At 70.8% G+C, this 14,359-nt stretch carries 15 protein-coding genes; 8 read left to right on the top strand and 7 right to left on the bottom strand.

Features of this window, described 5'->3' with window-relative positions; all coding sequences use genetic code 11:
* The first annotated feature begins 1 nt into the window (after position 1).
* The 3 genes from H4W81_RS44610 to H4W81_RS44620 all read left to right on the top strand — a co-directional run bounded on the left by H4W81_RS44610 (position 2) and on the right by H4W81_RS44620 (position 2,377).
* On the top strand, positions 2-709 hold the full coding sequence (locus tag H4W81_RS44610) for an alpha/beta hydrolase (RefSeq protein WP_192780321.1): 708 nt from the start codon (positions 2-4) through the stop codon (positions 707-709).
* 31 nt (positions 710-740) lie between these two features.
* The gene (locus tag H4W81_RS44615; protein ID WP_192780322.1) at positions 741-1,499 is read left to right on the top strand and encodes an SDR family NAD(P)-dependent oxidoreductase; all 759 of its coding nucleotides are present in this window, start codon (positions 741-743) and stop codon (positions 1,497-1,499) included.
* An 83-nt stretch (positions 1,500-1,582) separates the two neighbouring features.
* Complete coding sequence (locus H4W81_RS44620; RefSeq protein WP_318782458.1) at positions 1,583-2,377, top strand: alpha/beta fold hydrolase; 795 nt, start codon at positions 1,583-1,585, stop codon at positions 2,375-2,377.
* Here the strand turns inward: H4W81_RS44620 and H4W81_RS44625 are convergent.
* The 3 genes from H4W81_RS44625 to mce all read right to left on the bottom strand — a co-directional run bounded on the left by H4W81_RS44625 (position 2,337) and on the right by mce (position 5,593).
* Positions 2,337-3,554 (bottom strand): AI-2E family transporter, encoded by a 1,218-nt coding sequence (locus tag H4W81_RS44625; RefSeq protein WP_318782459.1) that lies wholly within the window; start codon positions 3,552-3,554, stop codon positions 2,337-2,339. The two genes, H4W81_RS44620 and H4W81_RS44625, sit on opposite strands and share 41 nt — an antisense overlap.
* Before the next feature lie 118 nt (positions 3,555-3,672).
* On the bottom strand, positions 3,673-4,980 hold the full coding sequence (locus H4W81_RS44630) for a DivIVA domain-containing protein (protein ID WP_192780324.1): 1,308 nt from the start codon (positions 4,978-4,980) through the stop codon (positions 3,673-3,675).
* Between the two features lie 181 nt (positions 4,981-5,161).
* Positions 5,162-5,593 (bottom strand): methylmalonyl-CoA epimerase, encoded by a 432-nt coding sequence (mce, locus tag H4W81_RS44635; protein WP_192780325.1) that lies wholly within the window; start codon positions 5,591-5,593, stop codon positions 5,162-5,164.
* A gap of 84 nt (positions 5,594-5,677) precedes the next feature.
* Between mce and H4W81_RS44640 the strand changes: the two genes are divergently transcribed.
* Entirely contained in the window at positions 5,678-6,847 is a 1,170-nt protein-coding gene (locus tag H4W81_RS44640; protein ID WP_192780326.1) for an acetyl-CoA C-acetyltransferase, read from the top strand.
* Positions 6,848-6,902: 55 nt separating this feature from the next.
* On the opposite strand, the gene H4W81_RS44645 is transcribed toward H4W81_RS44640, so the two are convergent.
* The 3 genes from H4W81_RS44645 to H4W81_RS44655 all read right to left on the bottom strand — a co-directional run bounded on the left by H4W81_RS44645 (position 6,903) and on the right by H4W81_RS44655 (position 9,234).
* The gene (locus tag H4W81_RS44645) at positions 6,903-7,061 is read right to left on the bottom strand and encodes a hypothetical protein (protein ID WP_192780327.1); all 159 of its coding nucleotides are present in this window, start codon (positions 7,059-7,061) and stop codon (positions 6,903-6,905) included.
* 159 nt (positions 7,062-7,220) lie between these two features.
* Positions 7,221-7,871, bottom strand: coding sequence for a DUF4230 domain-containing protein (locus H4W81_RS44650; RefSeq protein ID WP_192780328.1), 651 nt, complete (start codon positions 7,869-7,871; stop codon positions 7,221-7,223).
* A gap of 28 nt (positions 7,872-7,899) precedes the next feature.
* Complete coding sequence (locus H4W81_RS44655) at positions 7,900-9,234, bottom strand: hypothetical protein (protein WP_192780329.1); 1,335 nt, start codon at positions 9,232-9,234, stop codon at positions 7,900-7,902.
* Between the two features lie 217 nt (positions 9,235-9,451).
* Between H4W81_RS44655 and H4W81_RS44660 the strand changes: the two genes are divergently transcribed.
* The 3 genes from H4W81_RS44660 (at position 9,452) to H4W81_RS44670 (ending at position 11,630) form a co-directional block, all read left to right on the top strand.
* Positions 9,452-9,952, top strand: a complete 501-nt coding sequence (locus H4W81_RS44660) for a MarR family winged helix-turn-helix transcriptional regulator (RefSeq protein WP_192780330.1) — start codon at positions 9,452-9,454, stop codon at positions 9,950-9,952.
* A gap of 96 nt (positions 9,953-10,048) precedes the next feature.
* Positions 10,049-10,990 carry a tetratricopeptide repeat protein gene (locus H4W81_RS44665; protein WP_192780331.1) on the top strand — a complete coding sequence of 314 codons (942 nt, stop codon included), beginning with the start codon at positions 10,049-10,051 and terminating at the stop codon, positions 10,988-10,990.
* Between the two features lie 10 nt (positions 10,991-11,000).
* Positions 11,001-11,630, top strand: coding sequence for a cytidylate kinase-like family protein (locus tag H4W81_RS44670; protein ID WP_192780332.1), 630 nt, complete (start codon positions 11,001-11,003; stop codon positions 11,628-11,630).
* On the opposite strand, the gene H4W81_RS44675 is transcribed toward H4W81_RS44670, so the two are convergent.
* Positions 11,605-12,762 (bottom strand): phosphatidylinositol-specific phospholipase C1-like protein, encoded by a 1,158-nt coding sequence (locus H4W81_RS44675; RefSeq protein WP_192780333.1) that lies wholly within the window; start codon positions 12,760-12,762, stop codon positions 11,605-11,607. The genes H4W81_RS44670 and H4W81_RS44675 overlap by 26 nt on opposite strands.
* Before the next feature lie 186 nt (positions 12,763-12,948).
* On the opposite strand from H4W81_RS44675, the gene H4W81_RS44680 reads away from it, so the two are divergent.
* Positions 12,949-14,358: an NAD-dependent malic enzyme gene (locus H4W81_RS44680; protein WP_192781422.1), complete on the top strand. Its 1,410-nt coding sequence runs from the start codon at positions 12,949-12,951 to the stop codon at positions 14,356-14,358.
* Position 14,359: the final 1 nt, after the last annotated feature.

The following is a 14,359-nucleotide window of genomic DNA, read 5'->3' on the forward strand; positions in this document are numbered from 1 at the left end:
CTTGGAGATCCGCGCGGCCACCGTCCTGCCCGCCAGGCGCGAGCCGATCGAGCTGCACACCGCCGACGGCCTGACCCTGGTGGGGGAGCTGGCGCTGCCGGCCGACCGTCCTCCCTTGGCGACGCTGGTCACCCTGCACCCGCTGCCGACACACGGCGGCTTCATGGACAGCCATGTCTACAAGAAGGCCGCCAACCGGCTGCCCGCCCTGGCCGACCTCGCCGTGCTGCGCTTCAACACCAGGGGCACCTCCTCGGAGAGGGGCACCTCCGAGGGCGCCTTCGACGGCGGCGAGGGCGAGCGCTACGACGTCGCCGCGGCCCTGGAGTACGCCGAGTTCCACGACCTGCCGAAGGTGTGGGTGGTGGGCTGGTCCTTCGGCACCGAGCTCGCGCTGAAGTGGGCGCACGACCCGCTGGTGGAGGGCGCCATCCTGCTGTCGCCCCCGCTGCACCGGGCCACCGACGCCGACCTGGACGCCTGGGCGGCCTTCGGGCGGCCGCTGGTGGCGCTGGTGCCCGAGTTCGACGACTACCTGCGGCCCGAGGAGGCGCGCACGAGGTTCGCCAGGGTGCCCCAGGCCGAGGTGATCGGGGTCGACGGCGCCAAGCACCTGTGGGTCGGCGAGCCGTACGTCAGGATCGCGCTCAACGAGATCGTCAAGCGGGTCAACCCCGACGCCTTCCCCCTGCCCACGGACGTTCCATAGAATCTTGTTCAGTCACGGGCGAGGAGGCGGCATGGGCGCGTTCGATCTTTCCGGCAGGAAGGCCTTCGTCAGCGGGGCGTCGAGGGGCATCGGGCGGGCCATCGCGCTCGCCTACGCCGCCGCGGGGGCCGACCTCGCGCTGGTCTCGCGCTCGCCCGAGCCGCTCGCCGAGGTGGCCAAGGAGGTCGAGGCGCTCGGCAGGCAGGCCGTGGTCATCCCCGCCGACCTCACCGACAGGGACGCCGCCACGGCAGCCGTCCACGGCGCGATCGAGGCCCTCGGCCACCTCGACATCGTGGTGAACAACGCCGGCGGCTCGAACTTCATGATCGAGTTCAAGGACCTGCGGCTGTCGGGCTGGGACAAGCTCATGCGGCTCAACCTCGACTCGGCGATGACCGTCTGCCATGCGGCGGCCGGGCACCTGCTGGAGCGGGGCTCGGGCTCGGTCATCAACGTCGCCTCGGTGGCCGCGCTCGGCGCGCCCTTCCTGGCTCCCTACGCCGCGGCCAAGGCGGGCCTGGTGGCACTGACCAAGACGCTGGCCGTGGAGTGGGCGGCCGCGGGGGTGCGGGTCAACGCGCTGTGCCCCGGATGGACCGCCACCGACCTGAACCGCAACCTGTGGGAGGACGAGGCGGCCGGCGCGGCCACGATCGGCGGCGTGCCGATGCGGCGCTGGGGGACGGCCGAGGAGATGGCCCACCCGGCGGTCTTCCTCGCCAGCCAGGCCTCGGCGTACATGACCGGCCAGGTGCTGTTCATCGACGGCGGCGCCACGGCCATCTGACGGGATAGCGGTCGCGCCGTAGGCCGGATATGGGTATGGGCCGCACGGTGATTGTCGGCGGGAACCGGGTTACCGTGAGGTCCGTGCAGCTCTACACGAGATCAGCCGGGACCGGCGTCCCTGTCGTCCTGCTCCACGCCTTTCCGCTCTCCTCGGCGATGTGGCTGGCCCAGCGGGAGGGCCTGGCGGCCTCCTGCCAGGTCATCACCCCCGACCTGCGCGGCTTCGGCGGCTCCAGGCTGGGTGAGGACGAGCCCTCCATCGACCTCATGGCCGACGACGTGGCCGCCCTGCTCGACGCGGAGGGCGTCGAGCGGGCCGTCATCGGCGGGCAGTCCATGGGCGGCTACGTCACCATGGCCTTCTGCCGCCGCCACCCCGACCGCGTGCTCGGCGTGATCCTGGCCGACACCAAGGCGAGCCAGGACACAGACGAGGCCAGGCAGAACAGGGAGCGCATCGCGCGGCAGGTCCTCGCCGACGGCACGGGCGTGCTGGTCGAGGAGGTCCTGCCGGGGCTCCTCGGGCAGACGACCAAGGAGCGCAGGGCGATGGTGTTCGGCAGGGTCAGGGGACTGGTCCAGGCGGCCCCGCCGGGCGCGGTGGCCTGGGCGCAGCGGGCCATGGCGGGACGGCCCGACTCCTTCGACACGCTCGCCGCGCTCAAGGCGCCCGCGCTGGTGATCGTGGGCGAGGAGGACCGGCTCACCACGCGTGACGACGCCGAGGCGATGCTGCGGGCCGTACCTGACGGGCGGCTGACGGTCATCGAGCGGGCGGGTCACCTGAGCGCGGTCGAGCAGCCCGAGGCCTTCAACGCGGCCGTGGCCGCCTTCATCAGCTCCGAGCTTGGCGAGGCAGCACGACCTCACGGATGATCAGCGCGATCGCGGCGGCGACCGGGATGGCGAGCAGCGCGCCGACGATGCCGAGGAGGGCGCCGCCGAACAGCGCCGCGATCACGGTCACGGCGGGGGCCACGTCCACCGAGCGCTTCATGACGCGCGGGTAGATGAGGTAGTTCTCGACCTGCTGGTAGATGACGAAGAAGATGGCGCAGGCGATGCCGAGCGGCACCGACTGCAGGAACGCCACGCCGCTCACCAGCACCGCCCCGATCGTCGCGCCGACCAGCGGGATCAGGTCGGTGAGCGCGATCACCAGTGCCAGCGCCAGCGCGTACCGGGCGCCGGCGAAGGTCAGGAAGGCCCAGCTCAGCGCGCCCGCGATGACGGAGATGAGCACGTTGCCCGCGACGTAGCCGCCGATGCCGGTGAGGATCTCCTCGGTGATGGCCGCCGTCCTGGACCGTCGCGAGGCGGGCACGAGCTTGAGGAAGTACTCCTTGATCGTGTGCAGCGAGCCGAGGAAGTAGAGCATCAGCACCAGCAGCGTGACGCCGGTGAACACCCCGTCCAGCACCACGAGCCCCGCCCCGACGACCCCGCTGGCCAGCGAGGGCGCCAGCGTGTCGGTGACGAAGGCGGCCAGCTTGGGCAGCAGCTGGTAGTCGGAGTCGAGCTGCCTGAGCGTCGGGTTGGCCGTGAGCTGGTCGAAGTAGCCGGGCACGGCGGCGATGAAGTCGGCCGACTCCTGGCTCACCGGCGGCACGATGGCCAGTCCGAACAGCACGAACATCACGATCACGCCGGCGAACACGATCGAGATCGACGTCCGCCGCTTCATGCCGCGCCGCTGCAGCGCCTCGACGGCCGGGTTGAGCCCCGCCGCCAGGAACATCGCCACCACGATCAGGATGATCACGCTGAGGGAGCTCGTGATCAGCTGGCCGATGGCGATGGCGGTCAGCACGCCCAGACCGCCCACGAGGCCGAACAGGAACGGCCCCCTGGACAGGGGTTTGCCCGGCATGCCGTACGGCAGGCCGGGCGTCGCGCCTTCGGGACCCTCGGGGCTCTCGGGCGTGGCCGTCCAGGCCGCCGCACCGCCCTCGGCGCGCTCCTCGTCGCGGTGGGCCGCCGTCTCGGCCGGGGCCGGGGTCTCGGCCTGGGCGACCTCGCTGGAGGGCGTCTGGGCGTCGGGGCTGGCGGTCACGGTGGCTCCAGGCGGGTGGGGGGAAATCCGGGCAAGCCGTACAAAGACAAGAAGAGAGCCTAGCGACCTCCAGGTCGCCAGGCTCTCTCAGCCGTCGATCAACCCCCGGATCAAGGGGTTACTCCTGCCACCACTCCGAGTCGTCGTCGCTCTTGGCCTCGGCCTTGGCCGGGGCGGGCGCCGCCGCCGGCGCGGGGACCGGCTTGTCGTTGCCGTTGGAGGCCGAAGGGGCCAGGGCCGGCTTCGGCGGGGCGGCGGTGACGGCGGGCTCCGGCTCCATGCCAGGAAGGGGCGCGCCGCCGAGCAGCTGGCGCAGCTGCGCGAGGTGGCTGGTGATGCTGTCGCGCTGCCTGGTCAGCTCGTCGACCTGGCGCTGCATGTTGGAGCGGGTGCGCTCCGCCTCGGCCTTGGCCTCGCTGACGATGTGCTCGGCGCTGGCCTTGGCCTCGGCCGCGATCTGCTCGGCGCTCTTGCGGGCGTTGGCGACCAGCTGCTTGGCGTGGGTGTCGGCCTCGCGGCGGGTCTGGTCGGCCTGCTGGGTGGCCTTGGTGGCGCGGGACTCGGCGGTCGCGGCGCGCTGCTCGGCCTCGGCGACAAGCTTCTGCGTGGCGGCCTGCGCGGTGGCGTGGCGCTCGGCCTCCTGACGCTCGGCCTCTTCGCGGCGGGCGGCCAGCTGGATCTCGAACTCGGCTTCGTCCTGGGCCCGCTTGGCCTCGGACTCCTCGAGGATCCGCTGGGCCTGGGCGCGCATCTCGTCGGCCTGGCGCTTGGCGGTGGTGAGGACCTCGTCACGCTCGCGCTTGGTCGAGGCGCGCAGCTGGGCGACCTCGCGCTCGGTGGTGGTGCGCAGCTTGGCGATCTCGCGCTCGGCGTCGGCGCGCTTCTCGGCCACCTCGTGGTCGGCGGTGGCGCGCAGCTTGGCGGCCTCGCGCTCGGTGGTGTTGGTGAGCTCCTCGGCCTCGCGGCGGGCGGTCGAGCGGATCTCCTCGGCCTCGCGCTCGGCGGAGGTGCGCATGTCGTCGGCCTCGCGGGTGGCCTGGGCGCGCTTCTCGGCCGCTTCGCTCTCGGCGGCGGCGCGCAGGTCCGCGGCTTCCACCTTGGCGTGGGCCTTGATCTCGTTGGCCTCGGACCTGGCGGCCTGGACGAGCTCGGTGGCCTGCTCCTCGGCGAGGCGCAGCAACTGCTCGATCCGGGCGCCGAGCCCGGAGTAGGTCGGGCGCTCCTGCTCCTGGAGCTGGCGCTGGGAGTCGGAAAGGTCGCGCTGAAGGCCGGTGACCTGCTCGCGAGCCTGACGCAGCTCGTTGTCGAGCTGCTTCAGGTGGTCGTGGACCTGGTGCCGGTCATAACCACGGAGCACCACGTCGAACTCGCGGGCGGGGGCGTCCTCGAAGAAGTTGTTGAGCTGGGCGTCGATGTCGGACTGCATGGAGGCTCGATCCTGGGTTGTCGAGACGGCTACACGGGCCGGACGGGGGGTTCGGGGCATCCGAGCCAGGAGCCTGCTCCTGGCAGCAGGCTCCATGTCCGGTGGAAGGCCAGCGTACTCCGCTGGTGCCGCCTTGGAGGCCCCGTCCAACTATCTGCGCGACTAGTTACATATGAACGTTTTACGTTCGGAGGGTGTCTGCGGCCTGGACCAGCTCTGTGAGCATTCCGCCCACATCCTTCGGATGCAGAAATGCTATGGACGAACCCATGGAGCCGTGCCGGGGCCGCTCGTCGAGCAACCTGACCCCCTTGCCGCCGATCCGCTCCATGGCCTGCGCGACGTCGGGCACGCCGAACGCCACGTGGTGCACCCCCTCGCCGCGCCTGGCAAGGAACTTGCCGACGGGGGAGTCGGCGGACAGCGGTTCGAGCAGCTGGATGTAGGAGCCGCCGCCCTCGCCGTCGGCGATGTGCAGCATGGCCTCCTTCACCCCCTGCTCCTCGTTGACCTCGCGGGCCACGACGGTCAGCTCGAAGGTCCGCTCGAACAGCGCGATCTTCTCCTCCAGGTCGTGGCAGGCGATCCCGATGTGGTCGATCCGCATAAACACGTGTGTCCCGCCTCCATGGTGGTCGGCCCTGTGGTCCTGGGTATCGTGTCAAACGACCCCTCGTGTGCACAGGAGGCCCCTGCCATGTCTGGTTCCGTCATCGTCGCCGGAGCTCGTACTCCCATCGGACGCCTGCTCGGCGCCTTTTCCGGCCTCCAGGCCGTCGACCTGGGCGGCCTGGCCATCAAGGCCGCCCTCGACCGCGCGGGCGTCGCGCCCTCCGCCGTGGAGTACGTGATCATGGGGCAGGTGCTCCAGGCGGGCGCGGGGCAGATCCCCTCCCGCCAGGCCGCCGTCAAGGCGGGCATCCCCATGACCGTGCCCTCGGTGACCATCAACAAGGTCTGCCTGTCCGGCCTCGACGCCATCGCGATGGCCGACCAGCTGATCCGCGCGGGCGAGTTCGACATCGTGGTGGCGGGCGGCATGGAGTCCATGACCAACGCCCCCCACCTGCTGCCCGGCATGCGCAAGGGCGTGAAGTACGGCGGCTCGCAGATCGTCGACTCGATGGCGCACGACGGGCTGTTCTGCGCCTTCGACCAGTGCGCGATGGGCGAGTCGACCGAGCGCTACAACGCCCGCCTGGGCATCGGCAGGGCCGAGCAGGACGAGTTCTCGGCGCGCTCCCACCAGCTCGCCGCCGCCGCCATCAAGAACGGCGTGTTCGACGACGAGATCGTCCCCGTGGACGTCCCCAAGCGCGGCCTGGTCAAGGACGACGAGGGTGTCAGGCCCGACACGACCGCCGAGACGCTGGGCAGGCTGCGGCCCGCCTTCGCCGCCGACGGCACGATCACCGCGGGCTCGGCCTCGCAGATCTCCGACGGCGCCTGCGCGGTGGTCGTCATGTCCAGGGCCAAGGCGGAGGAGCTCGGGCTGACCTGGCTGGCCGAGATCGGGCGGCACGGGAACGTGGCGGGCCCGGACGCCTCCCTGCAGTCGCAGCCGGCCAACGCCATCAAGCACGCGCTCGGCAAGCAGGGGCTGTCGGTGGACGACCTCGACCTGGTCGAGATCAACGAGGCGTTCGCCAGCGTGGTGATCCAGTCGGCCAAGGAGCTCGGCCTGCCGTACGACAAGGTGAACGTCAACGGCGGCGGCATCGCGCTCGGCCACCCCATCGGGGCGTCGGGCGCGCGCATCGTGCTGACCCTCGCGCACGAGCTCAGGCGGCGTGGCGGCGGGCTCGGCGCCGCGGGCCTGTGCGGCGGCGGCGGCCAGGGCGACGCGCTGATCATCCGCGTTCCCTAGGGAAAGCAAAAAGCCCGGCCGCGGAGATGATGGCGGCCGGGCTTCCTGTCGGGGGTCATGCCGTGCGAAGGCTGGCGAAGAACGACCTGGTGCGGCCGCCGCGCTCGGCGACGTGCGCCTTGCGGGCCTCCTTGACCTGCCGCTGGTGCGCCGCGGCCGCGTGGAGCTCGTCGATCCTGACCTGCATCATCTGGTAGTTGAGCTCGGGGCTCATGGGGTTCTCCCGTGTGTTCGTCGTCTTCCTGACACTCTCTAGATTCGGGCTAAGGCCCCTCCCCGCACATCGGGTGGATGCCCTATCTCCCGGCGTAGGGGCAGGTCCCCGCCGCCTAAGGCGGCCTAGGGACATGCCTAGAGCGACAGGAAGGGACGCCTACGGCCCCGTGGCCGCGACGATGGTGACCTTGGTGAAGCCCAGCGACTTCATCAGGCCCTCCAGCATCGCCTTGGTGTTGGCGTCGGCACGGGCCCGCAGGTCGCTGGCGACGGCCGCCTCGGCGATCTTCTTCTCCGCCAGGACGTAGAGCTCCTGCTGGTTCTGCGGGGAGGAGGACAGGAAGTCGGTCACCCGGTCGAACAGGCCGCGCTGCTGGGCGAAGACGTAGGACCGCTTGTTGTCGAGGTTGGGCTTCTCCAGCTGCGCGGCGGGCAGCCGTACGGTGACCTGGGTGCGGTCGGCCGAGACGGTGATCGCGTCCTTCGCCAGCGCGCCGAAGTCCACGTACGCGTCGACGTTGCCCGCGCCGACGAACAGGGTGCGCGTCCCCTTGATCCCGTCGGGCAGGAACGGCGCGTCCTTCTCCAGGTCGACCACGACCTGGAAGCTGCCCGTCGCCGCCTCGAACCTGGCCAGGTCGTGGATGGACTGCAGCAGCACGGGCTGGCTGCGGTCCACGTCGCGCTCCTCGAAGGGGTTGAGCCACGACCACGCCAGCCGCCCGCCCACCACCGCCAGGACGGCGAGCACCAGCGCCGCCGCCACGTATCGCCATCGGCGGCGCCTGGCCGCCGTCTGAACGGTCATGTAGAACTCACTGCCCCTGTCTACATGATCAACGCCAGCTCTGCGGTGACATCTCCGGTCCCCAGCTCTCACCGCTGGATGTGGGGTAGACGGGATAGGAGCTCGTGGCGCTCGGCGCGGGGGAGGCGACGGCGGGCCCGCCCCCGAAGTGCCTGGCCGACAGCCGGCAGGACTTGAAGTCGGTGTAGAACATCCGCAGCCAGTCGCGCCGCTGGTGCTCGGTCAGCCCGGAGAACCACGCCGCGGCGTACTGGTGCTCGGGCAGCGGGCCCCCAGGCAGCGGCTCGCCGCGCAGCCAGGCCATCACGATCTCCCGGTAGCCGCCCGCGGGCGTGCCCGAGCAGGTGGCGGCCAGGCTCTCGACGTAGTCGTAGATGGCCTCGTCGGCGAAGCCCGCCGACAGGTCGGGCAGGTGGATCGGCACGATGCCGGTCGAGGCGTGCAGGCTCTCGCCGAGCGGCCGCTGCTCCACCCTGGTGAACGCCGCGGGCGTGCCCGACAGCTTGGAGGCGATCTTCGTGAACGCGTCGCCGAGCTCGGTGAGGCCGCCGCGCATCCCCGGATGCAGGCAGACCGTGATCGGCCACTCCTGGCAGCTGTAGGCCAGCGGCTGCGCGCTGGCGGGCCGGGGCTCGGTCAGCAGCCTGGCCACGCCGGTGCCCGCCGCCAGCACGGCCAGCAGGGCGAAGGCCAGCACCAGCGCCTGGCGCGTCACCGCCGCCGCCCAGCCGAGCAGCAGGGTGAGCGCGACGCCGAGCAGCCACAGCGTCTGGTCGAAAAAGGCGGCCCCCGCGAGACCCTGGAACAGGTCGTACGGCTCGCCGGTGCCCGGCGCGAGCCGGTCGGCCCACGTCTTGCCCTCGGCCAGCCACGTGAACAGCCCGTAGCACCCGAGGCCCGCCACCAGCGGCGTCACCGCGTTGGGCACGAGCCATCCGGTCACCCACCCGATGACGGCATAGAGCGCCAGACCCGCCATGCCCATGCCGAGACCGGCCAGGTTGAGCCGTCCCGCCTGCTCGGTCAGCACGGTCTTGACCGCCAGTACCAGCACGGTCGCGGTGAACGACCCCACGACCACGACCACGATGGCCAGTGGGGCCTTGAGCGCGGTCCAGGTCGAGACCGACCTGCCACGCAGGGCGCGGCGCTTGCGCACGGCGACCCACGCCGCGAAGGCGGTCGCCACGGGACCGGTCAGCTTGAGTGACCCGATCACCGCCACCACGATGTTCTCCCAGGCGTCGACGCCGGGAATCAGGACGCTCCATGCGGCCACCAGGCCCACGGCCAGCAGAACGGCGGTCGTGACAGCCGCGCTCTGCTTCAGCTCCTCGCGTGTGACGCCGGCGTGCTCACGCACGGCGAAACCCCCCGCTGAAATACATCAAGCACCCCCCGTGCCCGGTCAGCGATCGCGGAACACCGGCTCATGGCCGTCCCCTGGCTCCGCGTCACCTTTTCGTGCGAGAACCATAACTGAGCGTGATGATTACTGCCCAGGTTCTTGGTCAAGCGGTGAATATGGTTGCGCTCGGTAACCATACGAACCAGGACGAGCGGCGCGCTAACGTAGCGCTGTGTCGCTCAACCTGCCGTTCGATCCGATCGAGCGCGCTGCTGAGACCTGGCGTGTTCACTTCGGGCCGTCCTCCGCCATGGCCGCGGTCACTTCGATCATGAGAGCGCACCAGATCCTGCTGTCGCAACTGGACTCGCTCCTCAAACCGTATGACTTGACCTTCGCCAGATACGAAGCGCTCGTGTTGTTGACCTTCAGCAGAACAGGCGCCCTCCCACTGTCGAAGATCGGCGAACGCCTCATGGTGCATCCCACGAGCGTCACCAACACCGTCGATCGCCTCGAGAAGGCTGGTCTGGTGGTCCGTCTGCGCAATCCGCGCGACGGCCGTGGGGTGCTCGCCGAGATCACCGACAGGGGGAGGGAGATCGTCGGCGCCGCGACCGCCGACCTGATGAACGCTGACTTCGGCATGACCATGTACGGCGAGAGCGAACTCGCCGAGATGTTCGACCTGCTCCGCACGCTACGGGTGGCGGCGGGTGACTTCAGTGTCTAAGGGTCGCGCCCGCCTCGGCCTTCGTTGGCTCCTTCGTCGCTCTCTCCGGCCGGGCTCCTGCGCTCCGTGCTACCACGATGCGGCAAGATGAGGAGCATGGCGGACATCTCTAGGCCCGGATCGCTCTACGGAGCGGTGGATCTGGGCGCGCGCAAGCAGGCAATGGAGGCGCAGGCCCGACGCGAGGCCGCGGGTCCCCAGGCGGCCGCGTCGGTGGTCGACGTGACCGACGAGTCGTTCACGACCGACGTCATCGACCGGTCGATGACGGTGCCGGTCATCCTCGACCTCTGGTCGCCCCGCGCTCCGGGCAGCGCCCAGCTCAGCCCGATTCTCGAGAAGGTGATCACCGACCTGCGCGGCAGAGCCGTGCTGGCCAAGGTCAACGTCGACGCCAGCCCGCAGGTGGCCCAGGCGCTGCGCGTGCAGGCCGTGCCGACCGTGCTGGCAATCTTCCAGGGGCAGGCGGTGACCGGCTTCCAGCAGGTGCTGCCCGAGCAGGAGGTGCGCCGCTGGCTCGACGAGCTGATGGGCGCGGTCGAGCAGTTCTACGAGGCCAACCCCGACGCCAGGCCGCAGGTCGACCAGGGCGAGGCGGCCGGCGCGCCCGAGCAGGCGGGGCCGCCCGCAGACCCCGACCTGGTGGCCGCCGAGCAGGCCATCGACCAGGGCGACCTCGACGCGGCCGCGGCCGCCTACGAGCGCCTGCTGGCCCGCTCTCCCGGCAACGAGGACGCCAAGATGGGCCTGGCCGGCGTCGGCCTGATCAAGCGGACGGCCTCCGTCGACCCCGCCGAGGTCGACCGCCGCCTGGGCGACCCCGCCGACATCGAGGCGCAGCTGCTCGCCGCCGACCTGGAGATGCTCTCGGGCAACGTCGAGCAGGCCTTCGGCCGGCTGGTCTCCGTCGTCAAGCGCACCTCGGGCGACGAGCGCGACACCGTGCGCAAGCACCTGCTCGGCCTGTTCGACGCGCTGCCGGGCGACGACCCCGCGCTGCTGAAAGCAAGGAGAGCGCTTTCGAGCGCACTGTTCTAATCTGAGAGGTATGCGGGTCGTCACGATCTCGGCGACGTACGGCACGGCTGGGAACGTCATCGGCCCGGCCGTGGCCGAACGCCTCGGCGTGCCCTTCGTCGACCGGGCGATCCCCAGCGCGGTGGCCGAGGAGCTCGGCTGCTCGATCGAGGAGGCGCTGGTCCACGACGACCGCGCCGAGAGCGGGCTCGGCCGCCTGCTCTCAGGGGCGATGCGGCTGCCGACGGTCACCTTCGGCGGCGTCGACATGTACATGCCGGGCGCGATGCCCCTGGCCCCCGAGGAATTCGTCACCAGGACCGAACGCATGATCAAGGACACCGCGCGGTCCACCGGCGGGGTGTTCCTCGGCCGTGCGGGGGCGCTCGTGCTGGCCGAGCACCCGGGAGCGCTGCACGTGCGGCTGGACGCGCCGGTGCGCAGGCGGATCCTGCAGACCGCCGCGCTGTCGGAGGTCTCCGAGCGGGCGGCCCGCAAGCTGGTCGAGGACAACGACAGGGCCAGGTCGGCCTATGTCCGGCATTTCTACCGAGCCGACCCGGCCGATCCCCACCACTACCACCTCGTGGTCGACAGCACGATCATCCCCGTGCAGGCCTGCGTCGAGCTGGTCGTCACGGCTGCTGAGGCTGTGGGCTGAGGCGCGGCTCCAGGCGGTGGTCCTGGCAGCCGCGCGGCGCGACGAGCGGGTTACACCGGGCGATCGCCCCTCCCGGCAGTTCGGCGACGTAGTCGCTGCCGTTGCGAGCGGACAGGCCGACGACGGGGAAGTCCGTGCTGATCATCTGGGCGCCGCTGTCGAGCGCCGCCTTGAGCCGCGTGGTGTCACCCGAGCGGGCCTCGGCGAACGGCACGTCGGAGCGGGTGCGGACGTAGTAGCCGCGGCGGACGAAGTCCTGGATCTGGGCGGTGTTGGCGCCCAGCGGGTCGTTCCATCCGATGAAGGCGGCGTCGGCACGGCCCGGCCTGGAGTTGGTGAACAGCACCCTGCCCTCCAGGTTCGGACGCCCGGCCAGGTAGGGCGTCTGGACGGCGGCCGACTGGTTGTCCATGAAGAACATCACCTTGCCGCGCGAGTCGCTGAGGCGCGGCCAGCCGTGCCGTAGCACGCTCTCCTCCAAGGACAGGCCCGGCCTGCGCACGTCGTCGGCGGTGATCAGGCGGTCGTCGGGGAAGACCGTGCGGATCTCCGCGTCGAGGGCGTCGAGGAGGGCGGCGGTCCACGGGCCGCTCTTGGCGCCGCCCGCGGCCTCCTTGGCGGGGTCGGTGGTCTTCAGTTCGGTGAGGATCGTGATCGGCACGTGTCCCGGGTTGGCGTCGGACCAGTCGCGCACCTGGCGCAGGCACTTGACCAGGGTGGAGCAGGTGGTGGCGTAATCGTGGTCGCCCCAGTGCAGCACCTTGAACCCTGGCTTCGCCAGGTCGGGGTCGTCGAGCGGGGGCAGTCCGGCGTCCCGTCTGACCAGCGGCCTGGTGTAGAGGCCGCCCTGCGGGTCGGGGAAGACGTCGAGCTCGATGCCACGCACCCGCTGCGAAGCGAACTGGTGGGGGAGCGCCGCGTGCGAATACTGGAGGTTCCACCAGTTGGCGTCCGTCTTCCGCTGGACGTCCTTCTCGGCGTCGGTCACCTCGCGGTGGTAGCTGTTGTGGGTGGCGATCGTCTGGATCTGGTTGATCCTGACGTCTGACCTGCTCGTCGTGCCCACGGCGGGGGCGGCGGAGCTGAGGACGGCGAGCGCGGTCGCAGCGAGCAGAGCGGTCACTCGGGACATGAGGCTCCTCGAGGGGTTCGTGGGGGCACCACCGACGGTCGCCGGGGGTGATGAACACCCGATCAAGAAAGAGTTCTCCCATTTCGGAAATGTCCGTAAACAATCCCGTCAAGACCGCTGTCGAGAGGACTCGCCGAAGGTGGCACCATGGATGCATCCTTGGTCAGGCGCAAAGGAGCGATCGACGTGGCCACCGTCCCGAGCGTGTCTTACTCCATCACCGTGCGACTCGAGGTCCCGGCCGGCGGCAAGGCCGTCAGCCAGTTGACCCACGCCGTCGAGTCGGCGGGTGGCGTGGTCACGGCACTCGACGTCACCAACGCGGGGCACGAGAAGCTCCGCATCGACGTCACCTGCGCGGCCAGGGACACCGACCACGCGCAGCAGATCGTCGACCAGCTCGAGGCGGTCGAGGGCGTCGTCATCCACAAGGTCTCCGACCGCACCTTCCTCATGCACCTCGGCGGCAAGATCGAGATGCAGTCGAAGGTGCCGCTGCGCAACCGCGACGAGCTGTCGATGGCCTACACGCCGGGCGTCGCCCGCGTCTCCATGGCCATCGCCCGCAACCCCGAGGACGCCCGCCGCCTCACCATCAAGCGCAACAGCGTCGCGGTCGTCACCGACGGCTCGGCCGTCCTCGGCCTCGGCAACATCGGCCCGGCCGCCGCGCTGCCCGTCATGGAGGGCAAGGCGGCGCTGTTCAAACGCTTCGCCGGCATCGACGCGTGGCCCATCTGCCTCGACACCCAGGACGTCGACGAGATCGTCTCCATCGTCCGCGCCATCGCGCCCGGATTCGGCGGCATCAACCTGGAGGACATCTCCGCGCCGCGCTGCTTCGAGGTCGAGGCCCGCCTGCGCGACCTGCTCGACATCCCCGTCTTCCACGACGACCAGCACGGCACCGCGATCTGCGTGCTCGCCGCCCTCACCAACGCCCTGCGCGTGGTCGAAAAGCGCATCGAGGACGTCCGCATCACGATGGCGGGCGCCGGCGCGGCGGGCACCGCCGTCCTGCGCCTGCTGCTGGCCGCGGGCGCCCGCAACGTGATCGTCTGCGACTACCTCGGCGCCGTCCACCTGGGCCGCGACGACCTCGACGACTCCCTGCGCTGGATCGCCGAGCACACCAACGCCGAGGGCTACTCGGGCGACCTGCGCGGCGCGGTCAAGGGCGCGGACGTCTTCGTCGGCGTCTCGGCTCCCGGCATCCTGACCGGCGACGACATCGCCACCATGGCCTCGAACGCCGTGGTGTTCGCCCTGGCCAACCCCGAGCCAGAGGTCTCGCCCGACGACGCCCGCGAGCATGCCGCCGTCGTGGCCACGGGCCGCTCCGACTACCCCAACCAGATCAACAACGTGCTGGCCTTCCCCGGGGTCTTCCGTGGCCTGCTCGACGCCCAGGCCACGGAGGTCACCGAGCAGATGCTGCTGGCGGCGGCGGGCGCGCTGGCCGCCGTGGTCACCCCTGAGGAGCTCGGGCCCAACTACATCGTCCCGAGCGTCTTCCACCCCGATGTGTCCACCGCCGTCGCGGCGGCGGTCAGGGAGTCGGCCGGCGGCAGGGCGCGCGGCTTCACCGAGGCCTGAC

This window comes from Nonomuraea africana, from assembly GCF_014873535.1.
Classification (GTDB): domain Bacteria; phylum Actinomycetota; class Actinomycetes; order Streptosporangiales; family Streptosporangiaceae; genus Nonomuraea; species Nonomuraea africana.